The following is a 24,080-nucleotide window of genomic DNA, read 5'->3' on the forward strand; positions in this document are numbered from 1 at the left end:
GGCGACCTCGGCGGGCGCGTCGAGATCCGCGCGTCCGGCGAGGTCGGGGAGCTCGTCCGCGCCTTCAACGCGATGACCCAGGACCTCGCCGCCGGACGTGTCCGGCTCGCGCAGGCGGAGCGCGTGGCCGCCTGGCGCGAGGTGGCGCGGCGGCTCGCGCACGAGATCAAGAACCCGCTCACCCCCATCGCGATGAGCGTCGAGACGCTGCGCGACGCTCACGCGCAGGGGCGCGCGGACTTCCCGGAGATCTTCGACGAGGGGACGCAGGCGATCGGCGAGGAGGTCCGGCGCCTCAAGCGGATCGTGGACGAGTTCAGCCGCTTCGCGCGCCTGCCGCCGCCCGAGCGGGCGCCGGTCGCGCCCGACGAGCTCGTCGCGGCGGTGCTCGCGCTCTTCCCGGCGCCGCCTCCCGGCGTGGAGCTCCGGCGCGAGGTCGCGGGCGGGCTCCCCCCGGTGCTCGCCGATCGCGATCAGGTGCTGCAGGTGCTGCTGAACCTCGTGCGCAACGCTCTCGACGCCATGCGGGCGGGCGGGACGCTGCGGCTCGCCGCGCGGCGCGCAGGGAACGTCGTCGCGTTCGAGGTGACGGACACGGGGGCGGGGATCGCCGCGGAGGACCTGCCCCGGGTGTTCGAGCCCTACTTCACGACGAAGGAGGGGGGCACGGGCCTGGGGCTCGCGATCGCCCGCCGGATCGCGGAGGAGCACGGCGGCACGCTCGAGGTGACCTCCAGGCTCGGCGAGGGGGCGACGTTCACGCTCGGCCTGCCGATCGCCGCCCCGGCCGCGGCTACCGCACCGGGGTCGCCTTGAGCGCCGCCTTCCCCTGCTTCACGTAGACCTGGAACCGGACCGTCTTGCACGCGTACTTCGCGACGAGGGCCGTCCGGTTCGACTCGAGCTTCGCCCGGAAGCGCTCGAAGGTGAGCCCCTCCGAGGGCTCGCCGCACTCGCCCCGCACCCTGAGGAAGTCCTGGAAGACCTCGCGCCAGTGCTGCTCCTCGCCGTCGGCCTCGGCGGGCGGCGCCGCCCTGGCGGCCGCCTGCAGCAGCTCCGGAGGCGACGCCTGCGCGATCCGCGGGGGCGGCGGCGCGATGACGGCGGGCGGCGGCGGCGCGACGACGGCGGACGGCGGCCGCCCGGGAACGGGGGCGGCCTCGAACGCTCCGCCGCCGAGCAGGGTCGGGCCGGCGTCGGGCGCGGCGGGGAGAGGCTCGGCGGGAGGGAGGGGCTCGACGGGCGCCGAGCGGGAGGAGGACGGCCGCGGGCCGAGGTCGAGCGGCGGCACCGGCGGGAGGGCCGGCGCCTTCTCGCCCCCCGCGAAGAACTCCTGGGTGAGGGACGCCGCGGGTCCGCCCGCGCGTCCGGCGGCGGCCGCCGCGTCCACGGCGCGGTTCAGCGCGGCGGCGACGGTGCCGAGCTTGCCCGCGAGCGCCGGGGCGTGCGTGGTGAAGTCGCCCCGGCCGATCCGGTCGGCGGCGGCCAGGAGCTCCGACGGGACCGGCGGCGGGAGCTCGCCGGGGCGCACGAGCAGCCCGAACAGGAACCCGACGACGGCGAGGACGAGGGTGCCCGCGAGCAGCGTCCACTGCACCTCGACGGCGGGGGCGAGGGCCGACGTCGCGGAGACGGACGCCACCACGGTGACGCCCGTGAGGCCGGGGATCGTGACCGGGACGACGCGATGGGCGGGCGCCCCGGCGAGGAACAGGGGACTCGGCTTCGGGACGCGGACGCCGAGCACGTCCACGGCGGCGAGCGCGAGGCGGCCGGCGTCGCGCGGCCCGGCGCCACGGCGCGAAGCGGCCGCCTCGACGGCGGCGGTCGCCTGGCCGCTGCCGATCGGCTTCGCGCCCGGCTGGAGGAGCGTGATCTCGGTCCCCGCCCCGGCCATCGCCGTCCGGAGGAACTCGGCGTCCACCGGCACGAGGAGCAGGAGCCCCGCGCCGACGCCGGACGGGACCGCCGCGCAGTACCAGAGCCGGTCCGACCAGCGGACCCACCCGAGGTGGCTCTCGCCCGCGATCGCCGCGCCGAGCGCCTCGACGAGCTCCTTGTCCGCCGCGCCGGCGTCCTGCGCCTTGCGCGCGAGCCACGCGTGGTTGCCCGTGACGATCTGCGTGTCCTCGGGCAGCTTGAAGCCGGCCGCCTTCTCGGCCGCGCCGATCGCGGCCCGGCTGGCGATCTCCCACCCGACCTCGTCCGCGGAGGACGCGGCGCCAGGCGAGGCCTTCCGCGGCCCCGGCGCCTCCTTCGCGTGGAGGAGCTCGACCAGCCGCGCGTCGCGCGCGGCGAGCGTCGCGACGGCCGCCGTCTCGCTCGACAGGGTCCGGATGGCCGCCGCGAAGCGCGCTCCGCCGGCGTCCAGGCGCGCGTCCAGGGCCCGGGTGGCGGCCTTCCGCTCGGAGTTCGCGACGAGCCGCGCCGCGGCGACGCCTGCGGCCGCCACGAGCAGCACGAACAGCCAGACCTTGAGCCGGTTCATCGTCCGCCTTATAGGGCGGCGGCCGAGGGGGTGTCAAACCAGCGGCCGGGCGGGCGGCCGCCCGATCTATTGAGAAAGAATCAAGGTTTTCGCGGCGTTCCGCCGCGGCGATCCTTTTACTCTGGGTCCGCCGGCGCTCCGGCCGCTCGGCGCACGCCGGCCACGATCCGGGCGACCCCCTCCGCGAAGCGAGCGGGCGGCGGGAGCAGCGAGAGGACCAGGTAGCCCGAGCGCTCGAAGTCGTAGAAGAACCCGGGCTGCACGGCCACCCCGTCGTCGAGGAGCGCGAGGCACAGGGCCTCCTCGTCGAGGGTCTGCCCGACGCGGAGCACCGCGCTCCAGCCGCCCGCGGAGGCGAGCGCGTCGAGGGGCGCGCCGGCCAGCGCCCCGAGCGCGGCCCGGTTCGTGGCGAGGCGCGCGCGGAGCGGCCCGAGGAACCGCTGCTCCCGCTCGGCGAGGAGGCGCGGCAGCGCGAGCTGGGCGGGCCCGGAGACGGACAGGTACGCGTCGGCGACGACCTCGAGCCGCTCGAGCGCCGGACCGAGCCGCGCGGCCGGGCCGGTGGCCGCGATCCACCCGGCCTTCACCTGGGGGAGACCGCACGTCTTGGAGAGCCCGGACAGGTGGAACGCCAGCGCGCGCCGGGCCTCGAGCACGCCCGCCGCGGGCCCGAGGGCGGTGTCGGCGAACACCTCGTCCCCGATCAGCGCGAGCTCCCGGGCGTCGCACAGGCGGTCGATCGCGTCCAGCTCCCCCGCCGACAGCACCGCGCCCGTGGGGTTCGAGGGCGACACCACGAGGATCGCCCGGGTCCGGGGCGTCACCGCCGCCTCGAGCGCCGCGACGTCCACGCGCCACTCGCCGTCGTAGCGGAGCGGGTACCGGCCGAGCCGGACCGACTGGAGGTCCGCGAGGACGTCGAGCAGCGGATAGCTCGGCGCCGGGACGAGGATCTCGTCCCCGGGATCGCACAGGAGCTGGAGGAGGAGCGCGTACGCCTCGCTCGTCGAGGCGGTGAGGAGGATCCGCTCCGGGTCCACGGCGTGTCCTCGACCGGCCAGGTACGCCGCGACCGCCGCGCGCGCCTCCGGCAGCCCGCGGGGAGACGGCTCGTAGACCGGGAGGCGGGGATCGGCGAACGCCGCGGCGAGGACCTCCGCCGGCCAGGCGAGGCCGACCCGCGTCGGGTTCGACTCGGCGAGATCGAGCAGGGGACGCCCGGACGCCCGCGCCTCGTCGAGGCGCGCGGCGAGCCTGTTCCCCGCGAGGTCCCAGGAGGTGCGGCGCGAGAGCATCGGACCATGTTAGTTCAACGCCGGCTCGAGGTGCGCCGGGCGCCCGGCGTCCGTCCGCCCGGCGTTCGCGCGGCGCCCTCCCCTCCGGCCGATCGCTCGATGAAGACGCTCCTCCGCCTCCTGATCGCCGCCGTCCCGCTCGTCGCCGCGGCGGACGAGGGCATGTGGACCTACGACGACTTCCCGTCGGCCCGGGTCGCGCAGCGGTACGGGCTCGCCCCCTCGCCCGCGTGGCTCGACGAGGCCCGCCTCTCTTCGGCGCGGCTCGCCGGCGGCTGCTCGGCGAGCTTCGTCTCCGGCGACGGGCTCGTGATGACGAACCATCACTGCGCGCACGAGTGCATCGAGCAGCTCTCCACGGCGAAGCGGGATCTCGTGAAGGACGGGTTCCTCGCGAGGACGCTCGCCGAGGAGCCGCGGTGCCCCGGGATCGAGGTGGACCAGCTCCTCGCGATCACCGACGTCACGCCGCGGATCCGGAAGGCGACCGCGGGGACGGAGGGCGCGCGGTTCACCGCGGCGCTCCGGGCGGAGACGGCGGCCATCGAGCGCGCGTGCCAGACCGACCCGTCGCTCCGCTGCGACGTCGTGACGCTCTACCACGGGGGCGTCTACGGCCTGTACCGCTACCGCCGCTTCCAGGACGTCCGCCTCGTCTTCGCGCCGGAGCTCGCCATCGCCTTCTTCGGCGGCGATCCGGACAACTTCACGTTCCCGCGGTACGACCTCGACGTCGCGTTCCTCCGCGTCTACGAGGGGGGAACGCCGGCCAGGACGGAGCACCACTTCCGCTGGTCGCCGGCGGGGGCGAGGCCGGGCCAGCTCACGTTCGTCTCCGGGAACCCGGGCCGGACGAGCCGGCTCCTCACGGTCGCGCAGCTTCGGGAGCTCCGCGACTTCGTCGTGCCCGACCTGCTCCAGCGCCTGTCCGAGGAGCGCGGGCTCCTGACCGGCTTCCAGCTCCTCGGGCCGGAGGAGCGGCGGGTCTCGACGGCGCGGCTCTTCTTCGTCGAGAACGGGGTGAAGGCGTGGCGCGGGATGCTCGACGCGCTCCGCGATCCGGGCTTCTTCGCGCGGAAGGTGAAGGCGGAGGCGGCGCTCCGCGCGCGGATCGCGCAGGCCCCCGCGCGGGCGCGCCGGGTCCTCCCGGCGTGGGACGCCATCGCGCGGGCCCAGGCCCGTTACGAGCAGATCCGGAAGCCGTACGGCTGGCTCGAGTCCCTCCCCGGCGGCCGCGCCCGGGTGGGCGGGGACCTGTTCTGGCTCGCCCGCCACCTCCTGCGCGCCGGCGAGGAGCGGGCGAAGCCCGACGGCGACCGGCTGGACGAGTACCACGAGGCCGCCCTGCCGGCGCTCGCGCAGGTCGTCCTCGCGGACGAGCCGATCGACCCGGAGCTCGAGCGGGTCCGGCTCGCCTTCTGGCTCACCAAGGTCCGCGAGCAGCTCGGCGCCGACGCCCCCGCCGTGCGGAGGCTCCTCGGCAGGGAGTCGCCCGAGGAGCTGGCGCGGCGCGCCGTGGACGGCACGCGCCTCCGCGACCTCGCGGTCCGGCGGCGGCTCTGGGACGGCGGCGCCGCGGCGATCGCGGCGAGCGACGATCCGATGCTGGCGCTCGCGCGGGCCTCCGACGCGGACGCCCGCGCCATCCGCGAGGTGTACGAGGACGAGGTGGACGCGGTGGAGAAGCGGGGGCAGGAGCTCATCGCGGAGACGCGCTTCGCCCTGTACGGCCGCTCGATCTACCCGGACGCGACCTTCACGCCGCGGCTCTCCTACGGCCAGGTGAAGGGCTGGCGCGCGGGCGACGCCGACGTCCCGCCCTTCACCACCTTCGCCGGCGCCTTCGAGCGCGCCACGGGGCGCGCGCCGTTCGCGCTGCCGCCGACCTGGCTCGCCGCGAAGGACCGCCTCGACCTCTCGACCCCGCTCGACCTCGTCACGACCAACGACATCGTCGGCGGGAACTCCGGCTCGCCGGTGTTCGACCAGGAGCTGCGGATCGTCGGGCTCGTCTTCGACGGGAACCTCCCGTCCCTCGGGGGCGACTTCGCCTTCGACGAGCGGGTGAACCGGGCCGTCGCGGTGGACTCGCGCGCCGTGATCGAGGCGCTGGGGAAGATCTACGGGGCGACGCGGCTCGTGGACGAGCTCCGCGCCGGCGGGGTCGCCGCCGGCGCGGTCCGGTAGCGCGGAGCGCTCGCCCGTTCGCGCCCGCCCGCGCCCTGGGCGGCCGCCCGGGTCCGCGCGGCCTACGCGTCGCGCGGCACCGCGATCATCCGCTCGAGGGCGCGGCGCGCGCCGGCGGCGATCTCCGGCTCCACCTGGATCTCGTGCTTCCCGCGGAGGAGCGTGTCCCGCACCATCACGAGGTCGATCATCTTCATGTACGGACAGTGCATGCGGCAGCCGATGCAGCCGTCGGCGACGATGAACTCCCGATCCGGCCAGCGCTGCCGCAGCTGGTAGACGATGCCGTGCTCGGTCGCGACGATGAACGTCCGCGCGTGCGGGTGCCGCTCGACGGCGCTCAGCATCGCGGTGGTCGAGCACACCTCGTCGGCCACGTCCACCACGTCGCCGCGGCACTCGGGGTGGGCGATGATCACCGCGTCCGGCTTCGCGGACTTCACCCGGTTGACGCTCGCCGCCCGGAGGACGTCGTGCACGGGGCAGCAGCCGTCGTACACCACCACCTCCTTCTCCGGGACCTTCGCGGCCACCCACTTCCCGAGGTTCTTGTCCGGCGTGAAGAGGATCTTGCGCTGGGGCAGCGAGCGCACGACCGACGCGGCGTTCGCGCTCGTGCAGCAGATGTCCGAGAGCGCCTTCACCTCGGCGGTCGAGTTCACGTAGGTGACGACCGCGTGGTCCGGGTAGCGCGCCTTCCAGTCCTCGAGGGACTCGGCGGTGATCGAATCGGCGAGCGAGCACCCGGCGGAGAGGTTCGGCAGGAGGACGCGCTTCTCCGGCGCGAGCACCTTCGCCGACTCCGCCATGAAGTGGACGCCGCAGAAGACGATGGTGCCCTGCGGGACCTGCTTCCCGATGATGGCGAGCTGGAGCGAGTCGCCCACGTGGTCGGCGATCTTCTGCACCTCGGGGAGCTGGTAGTTGTGCGCGAGGATCACCGCGTCGCGCTCCCGCGCGAGGCCGCGGATCTCCTCCTCCAGGGCGGCGACCTCGGCTGCGCCGAGATCGCTGCCGGCGCAGGGGCTCGCGACGGGATCGTGGATCGGGACCTGGACGGGAAGGCTCATTCTTTCACCCGGGCTCCGCGGACGGGGCGGATGTCGCCCGTGCCCGCTGGGAAGAGGCGCCAGAACTCCCGGCGCACGAGACCGACGAGGGTCGCCGACTTGGAGAAGCCATGGTACCGGGCGACGGCGTCGAGCATGGCCGCGTCCTCGTCCGTTGCCGAGTAGCTGCGCACCTTGGCTGCGCGCCCGTTCCCGCCGGTCTTCCTCGTGTTCATGACACTTTATATAACTCTTGTGTACCGGCGGATCGTACTGATCTCGCGCGCGGGGCGCAACCCCTCGCCCGCGCCCCGCTTGCATCCCGGGGCGCGTCGGGCGAGCCTCTCCGCGTGCGCCTCGTCGTGACCACCCCCCTGCACCCGGCCCCCGGCGACGACGAGGCCGCCCGCCTCGCCGCGCAGCGTCACGGCCTGGTCCACGTCGCGCGCGACCGCCGGCCCATCTCCCGGGTGGTCGCCGCGGCGGGGGCGGAGGGGGCGCTCGTGCTGTCGCGCGCGCGGGCGGTGCTCGCCGCGCGCGACGGCGAGCACGTCTGGTCCGCCGGGATGGGCGTGCTCCGGGCGAGGCGCGTCCTCGCCCGGCGGGCGGGCGAGCGCGACCCGACCACCCACGATCCCTTCGCGGAGGCGGCCGGGATCGGGCCGGGCGATCGGGTCCTCGACTGCACGGCCGGGCTCGGCGCGGACGCCCTCGTCGCCGCGGCCGCGGCGGGCCCGGACGGCGCGGTGGTCGGGCTCGAGTCGTCCCGCGCCCTCGCCGCCTGGACGGGCGAGGGGATGCGCCGGCTCGCGCTCGAGCCCGCCCGGCGGGTCGAGATCCGGCACGCCGACCACGCCGCGTTCCTGGCCGCCGCGGCGCCGGGCAGCTTCGACGTGGTGGTGTTCGACCCGATGTTCCGCTACGCCCGCGCCGAGCCGGGCGGCTTCGACGTGGTCCGGCGGCTGGCCGATCCTCGCCCGCTCGCGCCGGAGACGCTCGAGGCCGCGCGGCGGGTGGCGCGGCGCTGGGTCCTCGTCAAGGACGGGGCGCCCGGCTGGGACCTGACGCGGCTGGGGCTCGTCCCGCTCCCGAGCGCCCGCGGCGCGCACCGCTACTACGCCCGCGTGCCGGCGCTCGGGCGCTGATCACACGGCGGGCTACGGCGTGGTCGCCGGCGCGCCGGCGGCCGGCGGCGGGGCCGGCTCGTCGAGGAGCGCCCGCACCCGGGCCGGATCGGCCCCCTGCCCGCCCGCGGCGACGGCGGCCTCGAGCACCTCGCGCACGCGCGGGTGGCCCGCCACCGCGGTGCGGAGCGACCACCGCGCGGCCTCGGCGACCGCCTGCCGCTCGGGATCCGCGTCGGACGCCCAGTCGAGCAGCGTGGCGACGCGCACGACGATCCGACCGTCGCCCGTCGCGAAGAACGCTCCCCAGAGCACGTCCAGCTCGCCGGGCGAGGTGATCGCGGCGAGGAGCGGGTCGGGCGGCGCCGCAGACCGCATCGCGAGGAGGGCGTCGCGCACCGGCGCGGCCTCGCCCACCGCCGTCGCGAGGGCGGCGAGCGACGCCGAGGTGCCGCTCGTCCACACCGCGCGCCACCAGAGGAGCTGGGCGGCGGGGGAGGCGCCCGCCATCGCGCGCGTGCCGGCCGCGACGAGGTCGGGCCGCGCGCGCAGCACCTCGCCGGCGAAGGACGAGAACGCGCCGATCGTCCCCTCCTCGACGACGCCGAACCGATCGGCGGCGCGGAGCGCGTCCAGGAGCCTCTCCGGTCGGGGCGCGCGGTAGTAGCCGGTGACGAAGTCGCCGACGTCGGCGGCGGTCGCGAACGCCTCCGGGCCGGCAGCGGGCGTCGGCGGGCGCGCCGCCTCGATCGCCGGCGCGCCCGGGCCGGATGCGGCCGCGTCCGAGGCCATCCCCGTCGAGGTCAGCGCCACGAGCCCGAGGACGAAGAGATCCATGGCCGATCCTCTACCATGGAAACGAAGCGCGCCCGGCCGCGGCGAGCGACCGGGCGCGTGTGCACGAGCGCGATCCCGTCAGGCCTGGGCGGCCGCCTCGGGCGGCTGCTGCGACGCGGCGGAGAGCTCCGCCTTGAGGAAGCTCTCGGGCCGCTCCAGGACGAGCGCCTCGCGGAGCACCTCGTCCGCGTGATCCACCGGGACGATGATGAGCGCGTCCCGCACCCGCTTCGGGATCTCGCGCACGTCCTTCAAGTTCTCCTTCGGGATCAGGACCTTCTTGATCCCGCCGCGGTGCGCGGCGAGCACCTTCTCCTTCAGGCCGCCGATGGGGAGCACGCGGCCGCGGAGCGTGATCTCTCCGGTCATCGCCACGTCCTTCCGCACCGGGATCTTGCAGAGCGCGGAGACCAGCGTCGTCGCCATGGTGACCCCGGCGGACGGGCCGTCCTTCGGGATCGCGCCCTCGGGGACGTGCACGTGGATGTCCACGTTCTCGAGGAAGCGCTTGTCGAGCCCGAGCAGCTCGGCGCGGCTCCGGACGTAGCTCATCGCCGCCTGGGCGGACTCCTGCATCACCTCGCCGAGCTTGCCGGTGATCATCAGCTTGCCCTTGCCCGGCATCACCTGCACCTCGACGGTGAGCAGCTCGCCGCCGAGCTCGGTCCAGGCGAGGCCGGTGGTGAGGCCGATCTGGTCCTGCTCCTCGGCGGTGCCGTAGCGGAAGCGCGGCGGCCCGAGGTACCGCTGGACCGCCTTCTCGCCGATCACGTAGGTCTTGCCCTCGACCTGCCCGTTCTTGAGGAGGTCCTTCGCGATCTTCCGGCAGATCGAGCCGATCTCGCGCTCCAGCGAGCGGACGCCGGACTCCTTCGTGTACTTGTCCACGAGCACCTTCAGGGCGCTCCGCTTGAAGTGCACCGGCACGTGCTCGAGCCCGTTCAGCCCGACCTGCTTCGGGATGAGGTACCGCCGCGCGATGGAGAGCTTCTCCAGGTCGGTGTAGCCCGCGAGCCGGATGACCTCCATGCGGTCCTGCAGCGGCAGCGGGATGCCGCCCATCGTGTTCGCGGTGCAGATGAACAGCACCTTCGAGAGGTCGTAGTCGAGGTCGAGGTAGTGGTCGTTGAAGGTGGCGTTCTGCTCGGGGTCGAGCACCTCGAGGAGCGCCGCGGAGGGATCGCCGCGGAAGTCGGTGGACATCTTGTCCACCTCGTCGAGGAGGAACACCGGGTTCCCCGAGCCGGCCTTCTTGAGCGACTGGATGATCTTGCCCGGCAGCGCGCCGATGTACGTGCGGCGGTGGCCGCGGATCTCCGCCTCGTCCCGGACGCCGCCGAGGCTGATCCGGACGAAGTGCCGGTTCATGGCGCGGGCGATGGACTTGGCGAGCGAGGTCTTGCCGACGCCGGGCGGGCCGACGAAGCAGAGGATGGGGCCGCGGATCCGGTCCACGAGCTTGTGCACGGCGAGGTACTCGAGGATCCGGTCCTTGGGCTTGCGCAGGCCGAAGTGATCCTCGTCGAGGATCTTCTCCGCCTCGGGGATCTCGAGCTTGTCCTCGGTGTACTCGTACCAGGGGAGCGAGAGGATCCAGTCGATGTAGTTCCGGACGACCGTGGCCTCCGCGCTCATCGGGCTCATCATCTTCAGCTTCTTGAGCTCCTTGCGCGCCTTGAGGCTGGCCTCCTTCGACATCTTCTTGTTCTTGATCTTCTCCTCGAGCTCCTGGATCTCGTTCTTGAACTCGTCGCGCTCGCCGAGCTCCTTCTGGATCGCCTGCATCTGCTCGTTGAGGTAGTACTCCTTCTGCGTCTTCTCCATCTGCTTCTTGACGCGCGTCCGGATCTTCTTCTCGACCTGCAGGATCTCGATCTCGCCCTGCATCAGCTCGTAGAGCTTCTCGAGCCGCTTCGCGGGGGACTCGGTCTCGAGGATCGCCTGCTTGTCGTTCAGCTTGAGCGAGAGGTGGGCGACGATGGTGTCGGCGAGGCGCGCCGGGTCGTCGATGCTCGCCACGCTCGTCAGCATCTCGGGCGGGATCCGCTTGTTGAGCTTGACGTAGGCCTCGAACGTCGAGTGCACCGAGCGCATCAGCGCCTCGAGCTCGACCGTGCGGTCGCTCACCTCCTCGATCTCCTCGGCCTCCACCAGCAGGTACCGCTCGGAGTCGAGGAACCGCTGCACGCGGGCGCGCTGCTTGCCCTCGACGAGGACCTTCACGGTCCCGTCCGGCAGCCGCAGCAGCTGGATGATCGACGCGATGGTGCCCACCGCGAAGATGTCGTCGGCGGTGGGCTCGTTCGTCTTCGCCTTCTTCTGCGCGCAGAGGAGGATGGCCTTGTCCTGGGCCATCGCCTCCTCGAGGGCGGCGATGGACTTCTGCCGTCCGACGAAGAGCGGCACCACCATGTGCGGGAACACGATGATGTCGCGGAGAGGGAGGAGCGGGAGGGTGCGGCTCTTCTTCCCGTCCTTCTTCCCTTCGTCGTTGCGCGAGAAAATAGGCACGGTCTTCGGCTCCTTACGCTGGGCGCGCGAGCGCGTCGCGGACCCGAGGGTTGAGATTAACTCACTTAACAGCCCGGGAGCCCGGGTTCTTCGGACCGTGCCCGGGTGACCCAAGTGTCGGAGGGGAGACCGGCGCGCGCCTGCAGCGGGTGCGGGCGCCCGCCCGGGCCCCACGCGGGCGGGCGACGATCGGCGGAGCGGTGGGCCCGCGGGGCGGTGGATCGCGGCGGCGCGAGGCCGCCCGTCCGATCCCCGGGCGGGGGGAGGCGCGACTACGCGCTCTCCGCCTCTTTCTCCATCACGATGAGCGGCGCCTCGTGCTTCTCGATGACGTCCTCGGAGATCACGATCTCGCGGACGTTCCGGCGGCTCGGCACGTCGTACATGATGTCGAGCATCGCGTTCTCGAGGATGGCGCGGAGGCCGCGGGCGCCGGCCTTGTTCTTCATCGCCGCGCGGGCGATGGCGCCGAGGGAGCCGTCGGTGAACTTGAGGTTCACCCCGTCCATCTCGAGCAGCTTCTTGTACTGCTTCACCAGCGCGTTCCGCGGCTTGGTGAGGATGTCCACGAGGGCCTTCTCGTCCAGCTCCTCGAGGGTCGTGATGACCGGCAGGCGCCCGACGAACTCGGGGATCATCCCGAACTTGAGGAGATCGTCCGGCTCGACGAGCGCGAGCAGCTCGCCGACGTTCTTCTCGGTCTTCGACTTCACGTCCGAGCCGAAGCCGAGGCTCCGGCCGCCGGAGCGCCGCTCGATGATCTGCTCGAGGCCGCAGAAGGCCCCGCCGCAGATGAAGAGGATGTTGGTGGTGTCGACCTGCAGGAACTCCTGCTGGGGGTGCTTCCGGCCGCCCTTCGGAGGGACGTTCGCGACGGTGCCCTCGATGATCTTGAGGAGCGCCTGCTGCACGCCCTCGCCGGACACGTCGCGCGTGATCGACGGGTTCTCGCTCTTGCGGGCGATCTTGTCGATCTCGTCGATGTAGACGATCCCCTTCTGCGCCCGCTCGATGTCGTGATCGGCGGCCTGCAGGAGGTTCACGATGATGTTCTCGACGTCCTCGCCGACGTACCCGGCCTCGGTGAGCGTCGTCGCGTCGGCGATGGTGAACGGGACGTTGAGGATCTTGGCGAGGGTCTGGGCGAGGAGGGTCTTGCCCGAGCCGGTGGGGCCGAGGAGCAGGATGTTCGACTTCTGCAGCTCCACGTCGTCGATGGCGACGCGGCTCTCGATCCGCTTGTAGTGGTTGTGGACGGCCACCGCGAGCGTCTTCTTGGCCCGCTCCTGCCCGACCACGTACTCGTCGAGGATGGTCTTGATCTCCGACGGGCGCGGGATGCGGAGCTTCTGCTCGCGCTTCTCCTCGCCGGCGATCTCCTCGGCGATGATGTCGTTGCAGAGGCCGATGCACTCGTCGCAGATGTAGACCGTCGGCCCGGCGATGAGCTTCTTCACTTCCTTCTGCGACTTGCCGCAGAAGCTGCAGCTCAGGGTCTCGCGCTTCTCCACGGTCCGTTCTCCTTGGTCTTGCGACGCGAGCCCGCTCTCCTGGCTGCCTGCCCCGAAGGTGCCCCCCGCGCCTCTGGGATCTTACTGCGGCTTCTTCTCCGGCGCCTTCTTGGTGATGACCTCGTCGATGAGGCCGTACTCCTTGGCCTCGCCGGGCCCCATGAAGTAGTCGCGATCGGTGTCGCGCTCGATCCGCTCGAGCGGCTGCTTCGTGTGCCGGGCGAGGATCTCGTTCAGCTTCGCCTTGAGGCGGAGCGCCTCCTTGGCCTGGATCTCGATGTCGCTCGCCTGGCCCTGGAACCCGCCGGAGAGCTGGTGGATCATGATCCGGGCGTTCGGCACCGCGAAGCGCTTCCCGGCGGCGCCGCCGGCGAGGAGGAACGCCCCCATGCTCGCCGCCTGGCCCAGGCAGATCGTGGACACCTGCGGCTTCACGTACTGCATCGTGTCGTAGATCGCGAGGCCGGCGGTCACCGAGCCGCCCGGGCTGTTGATGTAGAGGTTGATGTCCTTGTCCGGGTCCTCGGACTCGAGGAAGAGGAGCTGGGCGATGACGACGTTCGCCACGTCGTCGTCCACGGGCGTCCCGAGGAAGACGATCCGGTCCTTGAGGAGGCGCGAGTAGATGTCGTAGCTGCGCTCGCCACGGTGGGTCTGCTCGACCACGATCGGCATCGGGACGTAAGGCATCGCTCGGCTCCTCTGGGCTGCGCGGCGGGCGCGCTAGACCGACTTGATGTTAGCGGCGGAGGAGAGCAGGGCAAGGGCCTTCTCCTCCCTGATCCTGTTCTTTAGGGCCTCGCGGGCCTCCGCGCCGCGGACTTGCTGCTGCACCTTCGCGAGGGGCAGCCGCAGGTCCTCGGCGATGCGCGCCGCCTCGGCCTGGAAGTCCTCGTCGGTGACCTCGACCTTCTCCGTGTCGGCGATCGCCTCGAGGAGGAGCGCGCCCCGGACCTGGAGGAGGGCCTGCTCGCGCAGGTCCGCGCGCATGCGGGCCATGTCGAGCTCGAGCCGCCGGAGATCGATCCCCTGGCGCGCGAACCGCTCGGCCGCGCCCTCGATCATCGTGTCGATCGCCCGCTCGACGAGCGCGGGAGGGACCTCGAACTCGTTCTTCGCGAGGGCCGCCTTCACGAGCCCGTCCTTGAGCTCGTTCTCGGCGCGCCGCTTCTCGCGCCGCTCGAGGTCCGACCGGATCCGCGCCCGGAGCTGCTCGAGCGTCTCGACCCCCTCGATCCCGACCGTCTTCGCGAGCGCGTCGTCGAGCGCCGGCGGCTGACGGACCTTCAGGCCCTTCAGCGTCACCTTCATGTGGGCGGTCTTCCCGCGGAGGACCGGGTTGCGGTGATCCTCGGCGAACGGCTCGTCGAGCTCGACGGTCTCGCCGATCTTCTTGCCGGTGAGCTGGCCGACGTTCCCCTCCGCCACCGGCCCCGGGGCGACCTTCACCGTGACGCCCTCGGCCTTCCCCCCCTCGAACGGCTTGCCGTCGATCGTCCCCTCGTGATCGATCGTCGCCCAGTCACCCTCCTGCGCCTCGAGGCGCCCCTCGGCGGGGACGAGCTGCGCCAGCGAGTCCTGGAGCTTCGTCAGCTCGTCGGCGACCATCTGGTCGGTGACCTCGGGCGGCTTACGCGTGACCTCGAGGCCGCGGTAGTCCTTCGGCGCGAGCTGCGGCTTCACCTCGACCCGGGCCGAGTACTTCATCCCCTTCCCCTCGGCGACGCCCTCCGCGATCGACACGCTCGGCGCGGCGACCACCGGCAGCTCCTCGGTCCGCACCGCCTCGGCGAAGGTGTCGCTGACGATCCGCTGGGCGACCTCGCTCTCCACCTCGGCCCGGAACTGGCGCTCGAGCACCTTGCGCGGCGCCTTGCCGGGGCGGAAGCCACGGAGCTTCACGCGACGGGAGAGGCCGATGTAGGCGCGGTCCAGCTCCTTCGCGACGCGCTCGGGGTCCACCTCGATGGTGACCTTCCGCTCGATGGGGGAGACCGTTTCGACCTGGATCTTCATGTGCATTCGACCTTTGCGAAGAGGACGGCGGGGAGAAAGGCGGTAGTGCTACGTGCGACGGGATGTCGGGGTCAAGGGTGAAGTGGGCGGGGAGGGGCTCGAACCCTCACGCCTCTCGGCTCTGGATCCTAAGTCCAGCGCGTCTGCCAGTTCCGCCACCCGCCCGAGGGAGCGCGGGGTCCCGTGTGCGACCCCGCACCATGGCCGCCCCCGCGCTTCGGGACGGCCCGCGCGCAGACGTTTACCATGCGCAGGGACGCGTGGCCTCCTTCTGTAGTACAGAGGGGCCCTTGGACGCGCATCACGACCACGCCCCCGAGGCCCCCTGCCCTCCGACCTGCCCAGCGTGGGCCCAGGGCGCCCTCGAGCTCTTCGCCTTGCAGCGCCGGTACGGCGAGATGCTCGACGCCTGCCGGCTCGCGCCGGCGATCGAATGCCTCATCGTGGCGCCGGGAGCGCCGGGGGTCGAGGTCCCCGAGTACCTGCACGAGGAGGAGCTCGTGCGGGTGAACGTCGTGGTCGGCCGCGACACCCCCGAGGTGCTGCTCGACGAGTGGGGAGTCCGCTGCAACCTCACCTTCCGGGGCAGGCGCTTCGACTGCGCGTTCCCGTGGCCGTCCGTGCTCGCCGGGATCCTCCGGCCACCAGAGCGCAAGCGACCGCGGTTCGGCGTCATCCAGGGCGGCAAGAAGGACTAGGACCTAGGACCTCGGATCGGGCTTCAGCCTCGGGGTCGAAGCCGTGACCTCGAGCCCTGGCGCCGGCTCCGTGACGCGGGCGCCGTGTACCCTGAACACGAAAACCCCCGGAGAGATTCTTCTCTCCGGGGGTTTCCTTGTGAGCGCGGAAGGAATCGAACCTTCAACCTATGGATTAAGAGTCCATTGCTCTGCCAGTTGAGCTACGCGCCCGAACATCTTCTCGGGTTGGATGGCCGAGGGGCCGCGTATCTAGCAGCCCCCGGGGATGCTGTCAACAGCCTGCACCTGGCGGCAGGTCGCCGACTTCTGCGCGCCCGGAGGGAGTCGAACCCGCCCTTCTTGCTGGGGGGCTTCGCGGCGAGCGGTTCCGAAGAGGCTGCGCGTTGCCACGCTGTGCCCCCCAGTCCCCCCGCCGCGCTCCGACGCGGCCTCCGCCGGCCGCGCCTTCGCGCCGGTCGTTGTTGCGCGCCCGGAGGGAGTCGAACCCCCGACCCGCGGCTTAGAAGGCCGCTGCTCTATCCAACTGAGCTACGGGCGCAGATCGTCGAAAGTTACCGCGCCTGCGATCGAGAGGTTTTACGGGGGCCAGTGACGGCCCCCGGGCCCCCGGCCAGCTGAGCTACGGGCGCAGATCGTCGAAAGTTACCGCGCCTGCGATCGAGAGGTTCTACGGGGGCCAGTGACGGCCCCCGGACCCCCGGCCAACTGAGCTACGGGCGCAGATCGTGCTCCGCAGATCGCCCTCCGTCGCCGTCGAAAAATACTGGGGTGAGTAAAGGGGCTCGAACCCTTAACCCCCGGATCCACAGTCCAGTGCTCTACCAATTGAGCTATACTCACCGTAAACCAAGAATCTGGCGCGCCCGGAGGGAATCGAACCCCCGACCTGCGGCTTCGAAGGCCGACGCTCTATCCAACTGAGCTACGGGCGCGTGAAATACGAAGCGCCTCCTTGCCTGCGACCGAAAGTTCGTACGGGGGCCAGTTACGGCCCCCGGGCCCCCGGCCAACTGAGCTACGGGCGCGTGAAATACGAAGCGCCTCCTTGCCTGCGACCGAAAGTTCGTACGGGGGCCAGTTACGGCCCCCGGGCCCCCGGCCAACTGAGCTACGGGCGCGTGAAGCGCTCCATCCGTCCGGCGTTGGGACGCCTCGTCGCGTCCCGGCCATCCACCAAGCTGTCAAAGATCGGGGCGGCGGGATTCGGACCCGCGACCTCCTGCGCCCAAGGCAGGCGCGCTACCAGGCTGCGCTACGCCCCGGAACAGCGCGGGAGCCCGAAGCGCCCGCCGTCCGAGAACGCCCGTCTGTAGCGGACCTCCCTGCCCGCGTCAAGCTCCGCGCGCACGAGCGAGCCGCTCCAGCACGGGCAGGATCTGCCGGAACGCCGAGCCCCGGTGCGAGATCGCGTCCTTCTCCTCCGCCGGGAGCTCCGCCATCGTCCGCGCGGACGAGCCTGGCTCGCAGGCGGCCCGGGCGAGCTCGGTCTCCGGGACGAAGAGCGGGTCGTACCCGAAGCCGCCGGTGCCCCGGCGCGCGTGGCCGATGCGGCCGCGGCAGACGCCCGTCACGGTCGCCAGCCGGGCGCCGTCCGGGCTGGCGACCACGAGCACGGCCTCGTAGCGGGCGCCGCGCCGCGCGTCGGGCACGCCGGCGAGCGACGCGAGCAGCTTGTCGTTGTTCCGCTCGTCCCGCGCCGCCCGGCCGGCGACGGGCCCGAGCTCCACCGCGGCCGCCCCGGCGAGCTCGCAGACGGGGCTCGCGGGTCCCCCCGGGTCGAGATCGGACCAGCGCGCGGAGTGGACGCCCGGCGCGCCGCCGAGGGCGTCCACCCGGAGCCCCGAGTCATCGGCGAGCGCGTGGAGCCCGGACCAGCGGGCCCAGGCGCTCGCCTTCTTCTCCGCGTTCGCCTGGAACGTCGCGCCGTCCTCCTCCACCTCCGGCGGGGTGCGCCCCAGGTCGTCCGGCGAGACCACCTCGACCGGCAGCCCGGCCACCAGCCGGCGCAGCTCCCGGAGCTTCCCGGGGTTGGTCGTCCCGAAGAGCAGCCGGAGCGCGCCCATCACCCCACCCGGAGCGCCGCGTCCTGCAGCGCCTTCAGCCGCGCGATGCCGTCGAGGGCGGTGTCGAGCATCCGGTCGAGGTCGCCCCGCGGGAACGGCTTCCCCTCCGCCGTCCCCTGGACCTCGACGAGGGTCCCGTCGCCGGTCGCGACCACGTTCATGTCCACCTCGGCGGTGGAGTCCTCGCCGTAGTCGAGATCCAGGCAGACCTGGCCGGCGACGATCCCCACCGACACGGCGGCGACGCTGCGCCTCACCGGGTCGGCCACGAGCTTCTTCGACCGCTGGAGTCCGCGGACCGCCAGCACGAGCGCCACGTACGCGCCGGTGATGGCGGCGGTGCGCGTCCCGCCGTCCGCCTGGATGACGTCGCAGTCCAGGGTGATGGTCCGCGGCCCGAGGGCGCGGAGATCCATCGCGGCGCGCAGGGAACGGCCGACGAGCCGCTGGATCTCCTGGGTCCGCCCCTGCTGCTTCCCGCGGGCGGCCTCGCGCTGCATCCGCTCGTGCGTCGAGCGCGGCAGCATGCCGTACTCGGCGGTGACCCACCCGGCGCCGGTGCCGTACACGTGGGGCGGCACCCGGTCCTCGATGGACGCGGTGCAGAGGACGTGGGTGTCGCCGAAGCGCGCGAGGCAGGAGCCCTCGGCGTGCTTCGAGACGCCCGGCTCGAGGAGGATCTTGCGGAGCTCCCGGTCGCCGCGGCCATTCGATCGCATCCGGCGCAGATAGCACGCGGGCGCGAGCGACGCCACGCTTCTCGCCGCGCCGGGCGCGGGCGCGGGGGATCAGTTCCTCGCCGCGCGGGTCTCCTGCCGGAACGTCGCGATGGCGTCGGCGAGCGCGGCCGCCGCCTTCTCCTGGTACGCCTTCGAGCGGAGCCGCTCCGCCTCGGCCTCGTTCGAGATGAAGCCCACCTCGACGAGCACCGACGGCATGCGCGCGCCGGCGAGCACGTAGAAGGGCGCCTGCTTCACGCCGCGGTCGCCCGCGCCCAGGGCCGCCACGAGCCGCTCGTGCACGCGGTAGGCGAGCCGCGACGAGGCGTCGAGGCTCGCCGCGTCCTCGAGCGAGGCGAGGATCGCGCCCACCGTGTCGTCGGGGTCGGGCTCCGGCTCCCCCGCGAGCCGGTCGGCGTTCTCGCGGGCGGCCACCGCGCTCGCGTGGGTGTCGGTGGCGTCGGCGGAGAGGAAGTAGGTCTCGACGCCCGCGGTGACCCGGCGCGACTCGACCGTGGGCATCGAGTTCAGGTGGATCGACACGAAGAGGTCGGCGCGGCTCGCGTTGGCGATCGCGGCGCGGTTCGCCATCGGGACCGTGACGTCGCCCGTGCGCGTGAGGATCACCCTCGCGCCCATCCGGCGGAGCCGCGCGCCGAGGCGCCGGGCGATCTCGAGCGTGAGGTCCGACTCCCGCAGGCCGCGCGGCGAGATCGCCCCCTCCTGCGCGCCGCCGTGCCCCGGATCGACGACCACCGTGAAGACCGGCGGGGTCGCCGCGGCGACGGAGAGGAGGAGCGCGGCGACGGGGGCGAGCATGCGCCCCGCATTCTACCAGAGCGCGGGGCGGGCATCCGCGCGCCCGCCTACCGGCTCGTACTGCTTCTGACGCGCGGTACTACTCGACCTCGATCCGCGGAGGATCGCCCGGGAGCACCTCTCCCACCTCCACCGCCGCGACGTCGGCGGCGCGGAGCGCCGCGAGGACCTCCGCCGCGCGCGCGCCGTCCACCGCGGCGAGGAGCCCGCCGTTCGTCTGGGCGTCGGCGAGGACGACGCGGCGCGCCGGCGCGAGCCCCGGCGCGAACCGGACGTTCGGCGCGACCCAGGCCAGGTTCGCCTTCGAGCCGCCTGGCACCACGTCGCGCGCGGCGAGGTCCACCACGCCCTCGAGCAGCGGGATCGCCTCGGCGCGCAGGCGCAGCGCGACGCCCGACCCCTCCGCCATCTCCCACCCGTGGCCGAGGAGCCCGAACCCGGTCACGTCCGTGAGCGCGTGCACCGCGCCGCTCGCGGCGAGGACCTCGCCCGCGGCCCGGTTCAGCCCGGCCATCAGCTCGATCACCCGATCCACCAGCGCCGGCGGCGCGATCCCCCGCTTGATCGCGGTCGTCACGATGCCCGAGCCGAGCGGCTTCGTGAGGAGGAGCCGGTCGCCGGGGCGGGCGCCCACGTTGCGGAGCACCCGGTCCCGCCTCACCCGCCCGGTGACCGCCATCCCGTACTTCGGCTCGGGATCGTCGATGCTGTGGCCGCCGAGGACCGGCGCCCCCGCGAGCCGCGCGGAGTCGGCGCCGCCTCGCATCACCTCGCCGAGCATCTCGAGCGAGAGGGTCTTCACCGGCCAGCAGACGAGGTTCAGCGCGAAGAGCGGGCGGGCGCCCATCGCCCAGACGTCCGAGAAGGCGTTCGCCGCGGCGATGCGGCCGAACCAGTACGGGTCGTCCACCACGGGCGTGAAGAAGTCCACGGTCTCGACGACGGCGTCCTCCGTGCCGTCGAGCGCGTACACGGCCGCGTCGTCGCGCGTGGCGTTCCCCACCAGCGCGCGCGGGTCCTTCACCTCTGGCAAGCGGCGCAGCACCTGCGCCAGATCCGCCGGGCGGATCTTGCAGGCTCAACCGGCGCCGTGGCTCAGGCTGGTGAGGCGGACGGTCTTCTCGGGCTCCGTCATGACGGAACCCCATATCCTCCGGCGCCCGTCCGGGCAACGCCGTCGTCGAGGACGCCCGCCCCGGCGTCAGCTCATCTGGAGGTACATCTCGGCGTTACGGTTGCCCGGCGAGATCTCGAGCACGCGCTGCCACTGCTGCGCCGCCTCCTCCCGGCGGCCGGACGCGTAGAGCGACAGCCCCAGGTTCAGGCGCGCCGGCACGTAGGTCGGCGCCTGGCGCACGATCTCCTCGTACTCGGCGATGGCCGCCTCGCGCTGGCCGGCGTCGCGCAGCGCGCCCGCGAGCTTCGCGCGCAGGTCCACGAACGTCGGCCCGAGCGCGAGGGCGCGCCGGTACTCCTCGATCGCCTCCAGGTAGAGGCCCGACGAGAGGTAGACGTCGCCGATCTCGGCGTACATGTTCGCGAGCTTCCCCTGCACGAACCGATCGAGCTTCCCGTGCGAGGCGCCGGACCGCGAGAGCGCGTGGCGGTACGTCTCCTGCGCCTCCTTGTACTTGCCGGTGTCGTTGTAGGTGACCGCGAGGTTCAGCGCCGCGTCCGTGTACCCCGGGTTGATCCGGAGCGCCGCCTCGAAGGCCCTGAGCGCCTTCTGGTACTGGCCCTGGTCGTGGTAGACGACCCCGAGCATGTTGTAGACGTCGGCGAACGACTGGTTCTGCTCGACGACCTCGGTCAGGTACTGCTCGGCGAGCCCGTACTCCTTCTTGAGGTAGTAGCCGCGCCCGAGCGCGAGGGCCTGCTTCAGGGTGTCGTCCATGAGGTCCTCCGGCGGCAGGAGTCTACCGCGAAGCGGCGAGCGAGACGCCCGGCCGAGGCCGCGCCGGACGGGGCGCGCGGCGCGCCCCGCCGCCACCTCGGCCCCGACGTCGGCGTGGCGAAGCGTCACGCGCGGGCGGGCGGCGTGGGCCGCGGCCGCTCGACGCGAGGGGGGCGCCCGTCACAGCCCGTCCACGATCGCCCAGCGCTCGCCCTCGCGGGCCAGCACGTACCGGGCTCGGAGCCGCGCCGTGGGGCGCCCCGCGACGTCGAGGTCGTAGTCCTCGCCCACCTCGGCGCGGTCGCGCTCGACCCGGATCTGCCAGGCCCGGATCCGGACCCGCGCCCGCGGACCGTCGGCGAGATCGGCCCGGAGCCGCGCGAGGAGCGCCGCCTGGCCGCCCTCCCCCCGGTAGCGCTCCGACACGAGCCGCTCGTACGCGCGGGCGTCGCGACCGTTGAAGGCGTCCTCCCGCCGGAACAGCGTGGCGAGGACGCCTCGCAGCTGCTCGAGCTGCCGCCCGTCGCCGCACCAGAGGGCGATCGAGCAGCGCGTCATGTCGAACGCCTCGCGGCCGATGTACGCGAGCTCCGCGCGCTCGTCGCGCCAGGTCACCCGCCCCCGCCCCTCCACGAGCGCGAGGACGTGCGCCGCCCTCCCGCCCTCGTCGCCCTCGTCCACGTGGACAGCGATCTCCGGGTAGTGCACCGGGTACAGCTCGACGGTGCCGCCCGACCTGAAGCCGTACACGTCGGCGAGCTGGGCGCGGTCCTGGTGGCGGAGCGCCTCCCGCACCTGCGTCTCCGGACTCGCGGCGGCGACCGGCAGGTCCACCGCGGCGAGCCGGCCCCATCCGAGCCAGAGGAGGACCGCCGCCGCGGCCGCGAGCGCGGCTGGGACGAGGTAGGGGGCCCCTAACTTCGCACCGGAGGCTGCGCCTCCGCCCCGCCGGCGGAGCCGTCGGGGCCCCACCTCCGCTGCGCGGGGCCCGTGACCGCTCGCGTCCCCCGCTTCGCGGGGGGTGCGCTCGCGGTCCCCGCGCGGAGGGGCTTCGCCCCTCCCCCCGCCTGCGGCGGGGTCCCCCCACCCGCTGCGCGCACCGGAGGCTACGTCTCCGCCCCGCCGCCCTGAGCCTGTCGAAGGGCTTCGGGGCCCCACCTCCGCTGCGCGGGGCGGCTCACCGGAGCGCGGCAAGGAGCTTCTCGGCGTCCGCCCGGCGGGGATCCTGCGGGTGCTTCGCGATGAGCTGCTGGAGCGCGGTCCGGGCGCGGAAGTTCTCCTTCAGCTCCCGGTACGCCTGCGCCATCTTCCAGAGCGCGTCGGCCTCGTGCCGCGACCCGGGGTAGCGGCTGACGAGCGCCTCGTAGCGGCCGGCCGCCCCCGCCCACTTCTCGCGCGAGAAGTAGTACTCGCCCACGTACCACTCCCGCGCGGCGAGCCGGCCCTTCGCCTCGTCCAGGACCTTGCGCGCCTCCGCGATCCACTCGGAGTCCTTCCCCTCCCGCGAGCGCAGGAACTCCTGGAGCGCCTGGACCGCCTTCTCGGTCTGGCGCTGGTCCTTCTCGTACGCGGGCGGGAAGAGCGCGAAGTCGCCGGGCGCGTCCTTGTAGTAGGACAGGCCGATCCGGTACTGCGCGTAGTCGAGCTCGTCGCTGGTCGGGTGCAGCGTGGCGAACTGCTTGTACGCCTCGGCCGCCTCCGCGAACCGCCCCTGGTCGAACTTGGCGTCGGCGAGGCGCAGGTCCGAGAGCGCGGCGAACCGCGTGAAGGGGAACTTCGACTTCACGTACTCGAAGAACTTCGCGGCCTCGGCGTAGTTCTTCGCCTTGAGCTCGTCGACGCCGGCCTGGTAGTCCTCCTCCGGCGTCTTGCCGAGCTTGAGCGCGCCCGTGAACGTGGTGTGCTTCGTCGTGCACGCCGCGGCGAGCGCGAGCAGGGCGGTGAGGGCGAGGATCCGGCGCATGGGCCCCGGAGGATAACAGAGGCCCGCACCGCGTGCAGGAGCTCCGGCGCCTCCGGATTGGCGGGGCCTGCCCCCGCCCGCCCCGCGCGCCCGAGGTGAATCGAGGGGCTCGTCGGAGGCTTCGACGAGTCGTCACCCGTCCGCGTGGATCCCGAGCACCCGGGACACCACCGATCCCGCGAACCCGCGCCCGAGCAGGAACCGGGCGAGCCGCCGCCGTCCCCGGTCGTCGAGGTCCTCGAGCGGGATCCCCCGCGCCCGCCGCGCCGCGAGCGCCCGGCACTGCGCGAGCTCGGCGGCGCGCCCGCCCTCGCCGACCTCTCCGGCGAGGGCCTCCGCGGCGGCGGCGCGCGCCGCAGCGGCGTCGATCCCCTCCGAGACGAGCCGGCGCTCCACGAGCCGCGGCCCGGCGCCGCGCGCGACGAGCCCTCGTGCCCGGGCGCGGGCGTACGCGCCGTCGTCGAGGTAGCCGAGCGCGGCGAGCCACGCCACGACCGCGTCCGCCTCGCCCTCCAGCCCGTCCTTCGCGAGCCGCGCCCGGAGCTGCGCCTCGGTCCGCATCCGCGCCGCGAGCTGCCGGAGCGCGATCGCCTTCGCGCGGGCGAGGGGATCGAGGCCCGAGGGCTGTGATCTGGGGCCTCTCTTCAGGGCCACGCTCGGCTATCGCTCATCTGCGTGGTGCGGAAGATCCATTCTGATGACTCGCGCTGGGAGCGTCGGCTCGCACGGGAGAGGCGAAGCGCGAGTCATCATCAGAACCGCTCGATCTGGAAGTCGTCGTCGGGCCCCGCGCCGGCGGGCGCGGGACGGGGCGTCTGGGCGGGCCGGCCCGGGCCCATCCGGCCGAGCGCCGCCGCCTGGCCGGGAGCCGGTCGCTGCGGCGCGGGCGCGCCGCGCGGCGCG

21 protein-coding genes and 6 tRNA genes are annotated in these 24,080 nt (G+C 73.3%); 4 read left to right on the top strand and 23 right to left on the bottom strand.

The features are described from left to right. A partial coding sequence (locus tag MNZ27_RS18045) for a HAMP domain-containing sensor histidine kinase (RefSeq protein ID WP_242395493.1) occupies positions 1 to 816 on the top strand: 816 nt, incomplete at its 5' end. On the opposite strand, the gene MNZ27_RS18050 is transcribed toward MNZ27_RS18045, so the two are convergent. Both MNZ27_RS18050 and MNZ27_RS18055 read right to left on the bottom strand, forming a co-directional pair. Next, positions 794 to 2,488 (bottom strand): MXAN_5187 family protein, encoded by a 1,695-nt coding sequence (locus MNZ27_RS18050; protein WP_242395494.1) that lies wholly within the window; start codon positions 2,486 to 2,488, stop codon positions 794 to 796. The genes MNZ27_RS18045 and MNZ27_RS18050 overlap by 23 nt on opposite strands. A 116-nt stretch (positions 2,489 to 2,604) precedes the next feature. Then, entirely contained in the window at positions 2,605 to 3,783 is a 1,179-nt protein-coding gene (locus MNZ27_RS18055; RefSeq protein WP_242395495.1) for a pyridoxal phosphate-dependent aminotransferase, read from the bottom strand. A gap of 99 nt (positions 3,784 to 3,882) precedes the next feature. On the opposite strand from MNZ27_RS18055, the gene MNZ27_RS18060 reads away from it, so the two are divergent. Beyond that, entirely contained in the window at positions 3,883 to 5,970 is a 2,088-nt protein-coding gene (locus tag MNZ27_RS18060) for a S46 family peptidase (RefSeq protein WP_242395496.1), read from the top strand. Positions 5,971 to 6,032: 62 nt separating this feature from the next. Here the strand turns inward: MNZ27_RS18060 and nadA are convergent, their stop codons facing one another. Together nadA and MNZ27_RS18070 are read right to left on the bottom strand one after the other, a co-directional pair. Beyond that, positions 6,033 to 7,040: a quinolinate synthase NadA gene (gene nadA, locus MNZ27_RS18065; RefSeq protein ID WP_242395497.1), complete on the bottom strand. Its 1,008-nt coding sequence runs from the start codon at positions 7,038 to 7,040 to the stop codon at positions 6,033 to 6,035. Next, a complete protein-coding gene (locus MNZ27_RS18070) occupies positions 7,037 to 7,255 on the bottom strand; it encodes a hypothetical protein (protein ID WP_242395498.1) in 219 nt (72 codons plus the stop codon). The genes nadA and MNZ27_RS18070 overlap by 4 nt, the downstream gene beginning before the upstream one ends. Before the next feature lie 114 nt (positions 7,256 to 7,369). On the opposite strand from MNZ27_RS18070, the gene MNZ27_RS18075 reads away from it, so the two are divergent. Continuing rightward, on the top strand, positions 7,370 to 8,164 hold the full coding sequence (locus tag MNZ27_RS18075) for a class I SAM-dependent methyltransferase (RefSeq protein WP_242395499.1): 795 nt from the start codon (positions 7,370 to 7,372) through the stop codon (positions 8,162 to 8,164). Positions 8,165 to 8,176: 12 nt separating this feature from the next. Here the strand turns inward: MNZ27_RS18075 and MNZ27_RS18080 are convergent, their stop codons facing one another. From MNZ27_RS18080 to MNZ27_RS18105, 6 genes are all read right to left on the bottom strand, one after another. Then, positions 8,177 to 8,980: a hypothetical protein gene (locus tag MNZ27_RS18080; protein ID WP_242395500.1), complete on the bottom strand. Its 804-nt coding sequence runs from the start codon at positions 8,978 to 8,980 to the stop codon at positions 8,177 to 8,179. Positions 8,981 to 9,058: 78 nt separating this feature from the next. After that, entirely contained in the window at positions 9,059 to 11,491 is a 2,433-nt protein-coding gene (gene lon / locus MNZ27_RS18085) for an endopeptidase La (protein ID WP_408629697.1), read from the bottom strand. 272 nt (positions 11,492 to 11,763) lie between these two features. After that, positions 11,764 to 13,002, bottom strand: a complete 1,239-nt coding sequence (clpX, locus tag MNZ27_RS18090; protein WP_242395501.1) for an ATP-dependent Clp protease ATP-binding subunit ClpX — start codon at positions 13,000 to 13,002, stop codon at positions 11,764 to 11,766. 81 nt (positions 13,003 to 13,083) lie between these two features. Beyond that, complete coding sequence (gene clpP, locus MNZ27_RS18095; RefSeq protein WP_242395502.1) at positions 13,084 to 13,692, bottom strand: ATP-dependent Clp endopeptidase proteolytic subunit ClpP; 609 nt, start codon at positions 13,690 to 13,692, stop codon at positions 13,084 to 13,086. Positions 13,693 to 13,725: 33 nt separating this feature from the next. After that, the gene (gene tig, locus MNZ27_RS18100) at positions 13,726 to 15,018 is read right to left on the bottom strand and encodes a trigger factor (RefSeq protein ID WP_242395503.1); all 1,293 of its coding nucleotides are present in this window, start codon (positions 15,016 to 15,018) and stop codon (positions 13,726 to 13,728) included. A gap of 83 nt (positions 15,019 to 15,101) precedes the next feature. Then, a tRNA-Leu gene (locus MNZ27_RS18105) sits at positions 15,102 to 15,183 on the bottom strand. Positions 15,184 to 15,308: 125 nt separating this feature from the next. Between MNZ27_RS18105 and MNZ27_RS18110 the strand changes: the two genes are divergently transcribed. Beyond that, positions 15,309 to 15,716 (top strand): hypothetical protein, encoded by a 408-nt coding sequence (locus tag MNZ27_RS18110; protein ID WP_242395504.1) that lies wholly within the window; start codon positions 15,309 to 15,311, stop codon positions 15,714 to 15,716. Between the two features lie 140 nt (positions 15,717 to 15,856). Here MNZ27_RS18110 and MNZ27_RS18115 read toward each other — a convergent pair. The 13 genes from MNZ27_RS18115 to MNZ27_RS18175 form a co-directional block, all read right to left on the bottom strand. Further along, a tRNA-Lys gene (locus tag MNZ27_RS18115) sits at positions 15,857 to 15,929 on the bottom strand. 254 nt (positions 15,930 to 16,183) lie between these two features. Further along, a tRNA-Arg gene (locus MNZ27_RS18120) sits at positions 16,184 to 16,257 on the bottom strand. Between the two features lie 226 nt (positions 16,258 to 16,483). Further along, a tRNA-His gene (locus MNZ27_RS18125) sits at positions 16,484 to 16,559 on the bottom strand. A gap of 15 nt (positions 16,560 to 16,574) precedes the next feature. Beyond that, positions 16,575 to 16,651: transfer RNA gene (locus tag MNZ27_RS18130), tRNA-Arg, on the bottom strand. Positions 16,652 to 16,907: 256 nt separating this feature from the next. Next, positions 16,908 to 16,981: transfer RNA gene (locus tag MNZ27_RS18135), tRNA-Pro, on the bottom strand. 69 nt (positions 16,982 to 17,050) lie between these two features. Then, positions 17,051 to 17,782 carry a non-canonical purine NTP pyrophosphatase gene (locus MNZ27_RS18140; RefSeq protein ID WP_242395505.1) on the bottom strand — a complete coding sequence of 244 codons (732 nt, stop codon included), beginning with the start codon at positions 17,780 to 17,782 and terminating at the stop codon, positions 17,051 to 17,053. Next, complete coding sequence (gene rph, locus MNZ27_RS18145; protein WP_242395506.1) at positions 17,782 to 18,501, bottom strand: ribonuclease PH; 720 nt, start codon at positions 18,499 to 18,501, stop codon at positions 17,782 to 17,784. The genes MNZ27_RS18140 and rph overlap by 1 nt, the downstream gene beginning before the upstream one ends. Positions 18,502 to 18,570: 69 nt before the next feature. Then, positions 18,571 to 19,320 (bottom strand): N-acetylmuramoyl-L-alanine amidase family protein, encoded by a 750-nt coding sequence (locus tag MNZ27_RS18150; protein ID WP_242395507.1) that lies wholly within the window; start codon positions 19,318 to 19,320, stop codon positions 18,571 to 18,573. Positions 19,321 to 19,399: 79 nt separating this feature from the next. Beyond that, a complete protein-coding gene (gene selD / locus MNZ27_RS18155; RefSeq protein WP_242395508.1) occupies positions 19,400 to 20,455 on the bottom strand; it encodes a selenide, water dikinase SelD in 1,056 nt (351 codons plus the stop codon). A 66-nt stretch (positions 20,456 to 20,521) separates the two neighbouring features. After that, a complete protein-coding gene (locus MNZ27_RS18160; protein ID WP_242395509.1) occupies positions 20,522 to 21,214 on the bottom strand; it encodes a tetratricopeptide repeat protein in 693 nt (230 codons plus the stop codon). A gap of 180 nt (positions 21,215 to 21,394) precedes the next feature. After that, positions 21,395 to 22,186, bottom strand: a complete 792-nt coding sequence (locus MNZ27_RS18165) for a nuclear transport factor 2 family protein (protein ID WP_242395510.1) — start codon at positions 22,184 to 22,186, stop codon at positions 21,395 to 21,397. Between the two features lie 205 nt (positions 22,187 to 22,391). Further along, positions 22,392 to 23,177, bottom strand: coding sequence for an outer membrane protein assembly factor BamD (locus MNZ27_RS18170; protein ID WP_242395511.1), 786 nt, complete (start codon positions 23,175 to 23,177; stop codon positions 22,392 to 22,394). 132 nt (positions 23,178 to 23,309) lie between these two features. Further along, a complete protein-coding gene (locus MNZ27_RS18175; RefSeq protein ID WP_242395512.1) occupies positions 23,310 to 23,831 on the bottom strand; it encodes a regulatory protein RecX in 522 nt (173 codons plus the stop codon). Between the last annotated feature and the right edge of the window lie 249 nt (positions 23,832 to 24,080).

Source organism: Anaeromyxobacter oryzisoli, from assembly GCF_022690765.1.
GTDB classification, from domain to species: Bacteria; Myxococcota; Myxococcia; order Myxococcales; family Anaeromyxobacteraceae; genus Anaeromyxobacter; species Anaeromyxobacter oryzisoli.

What these genes read in the sequence shown, in the direction of transcription:
- clpP (WP_242395502.1), bottom strand. Translation starts at nt 13,692, where the DNA reads ATGCCTTACGTCCCGATGCCGATCGTGGTCGAGCAGACCCACCGTGGC.
- rph (WP_242395506.1), bottom strand. Translation starts at nt 18,501, where the DNA reads ATGCGATCGAATGGCCGCGGCGACCGGGAGCTCCGCAAGATCCTCCTC.
- MNZ27_RS18060 (WP_242395496.1), top strand. Translation starts at nt 3,883, where the DNA reads ATGAAGACGCTCCTCCGCCTCCTGATCGCCGCCGTCCCGCTCGTCGCC.
- MNZ27_RS18140 (WP_242395505.1), bottom strand. Translation starts at nt 17,782, where the DNA reads ATGGGCGCGCTCCGGCTGCTCTTCGGGACGACCAACCCCGGGAAGCTC.
- MNZ27_RS18080 (WP_242395500.1), bottom strand. Translation starts at nt 8,980, where the DNA reads ATGGATCTCTTCGTCCTCGGGCTCGTGGCGCTGACCTCGACGGGGATG.
- MNZ27_RS18055 (WP_242395495.1), bottom strand. Translation starts at nt 3,783, where the DNA reads ATGCTCTCGCGCCGCACCTCCTGGGACCTCGCGGGGAACAGGCTCGCC.
- MNZ27_RS18050 (WP_242395494.1), bottom strand. Translation starts at nt 2,488, where the DNA reads ATGAACCGGCTCAAGGTCTGGCTGTTCGTGCTGCTCGTGGCGGCCGCA.
- tig (WP_242395503.1), bottom strand. Translation starts at nt 15,018, where the DNA reads ATGAAGATCCAGGTCGAAACGGTCTCCCCCATCGAGCGGAAGGTCACC.
- MNZ27_RS18160 (WP_242395509.1), bottom strand. Translation starts at nt 21,214, where the DNA reads ATGGACGACACCCTGAAGCAGGCCCTCGCGCTCGGGCGCGGCTACTAC.
- MNZ27_RS18070 (WP_242395498.1), bottom strand. Translation starts at nt 7,255, where the DNA reads ATGAACACGAGGAAGACCGGCGGGAACGGGCGCGCAGCCAAGGTGCGC.
- nadA (WP_242395497.1), bottom strand. Translation starts at nt 7,040, where the DNA reads ATGAGCCTTCCCGTCCAGGTCCCGATCCACGATCCCGTCGCGAGCCCC.
- MNZ27_RS18170 (WP_242395511.1), bottom strand. Translation starts at nt 23,177, where the DNA reads ATGCGCCGGATCCTCGCCCTCACCGCCCTGCTCGCGCTCGCCGCGGCG.
- MNZ27_RS18150 (WP_242395507.1), bottom strand. Translation starts at nt 19,320, where the DNA reads ATGCTCGCCCCCGTCGCCGCGCTCCTCCTCTCCGTCGCCGCGGCGACC.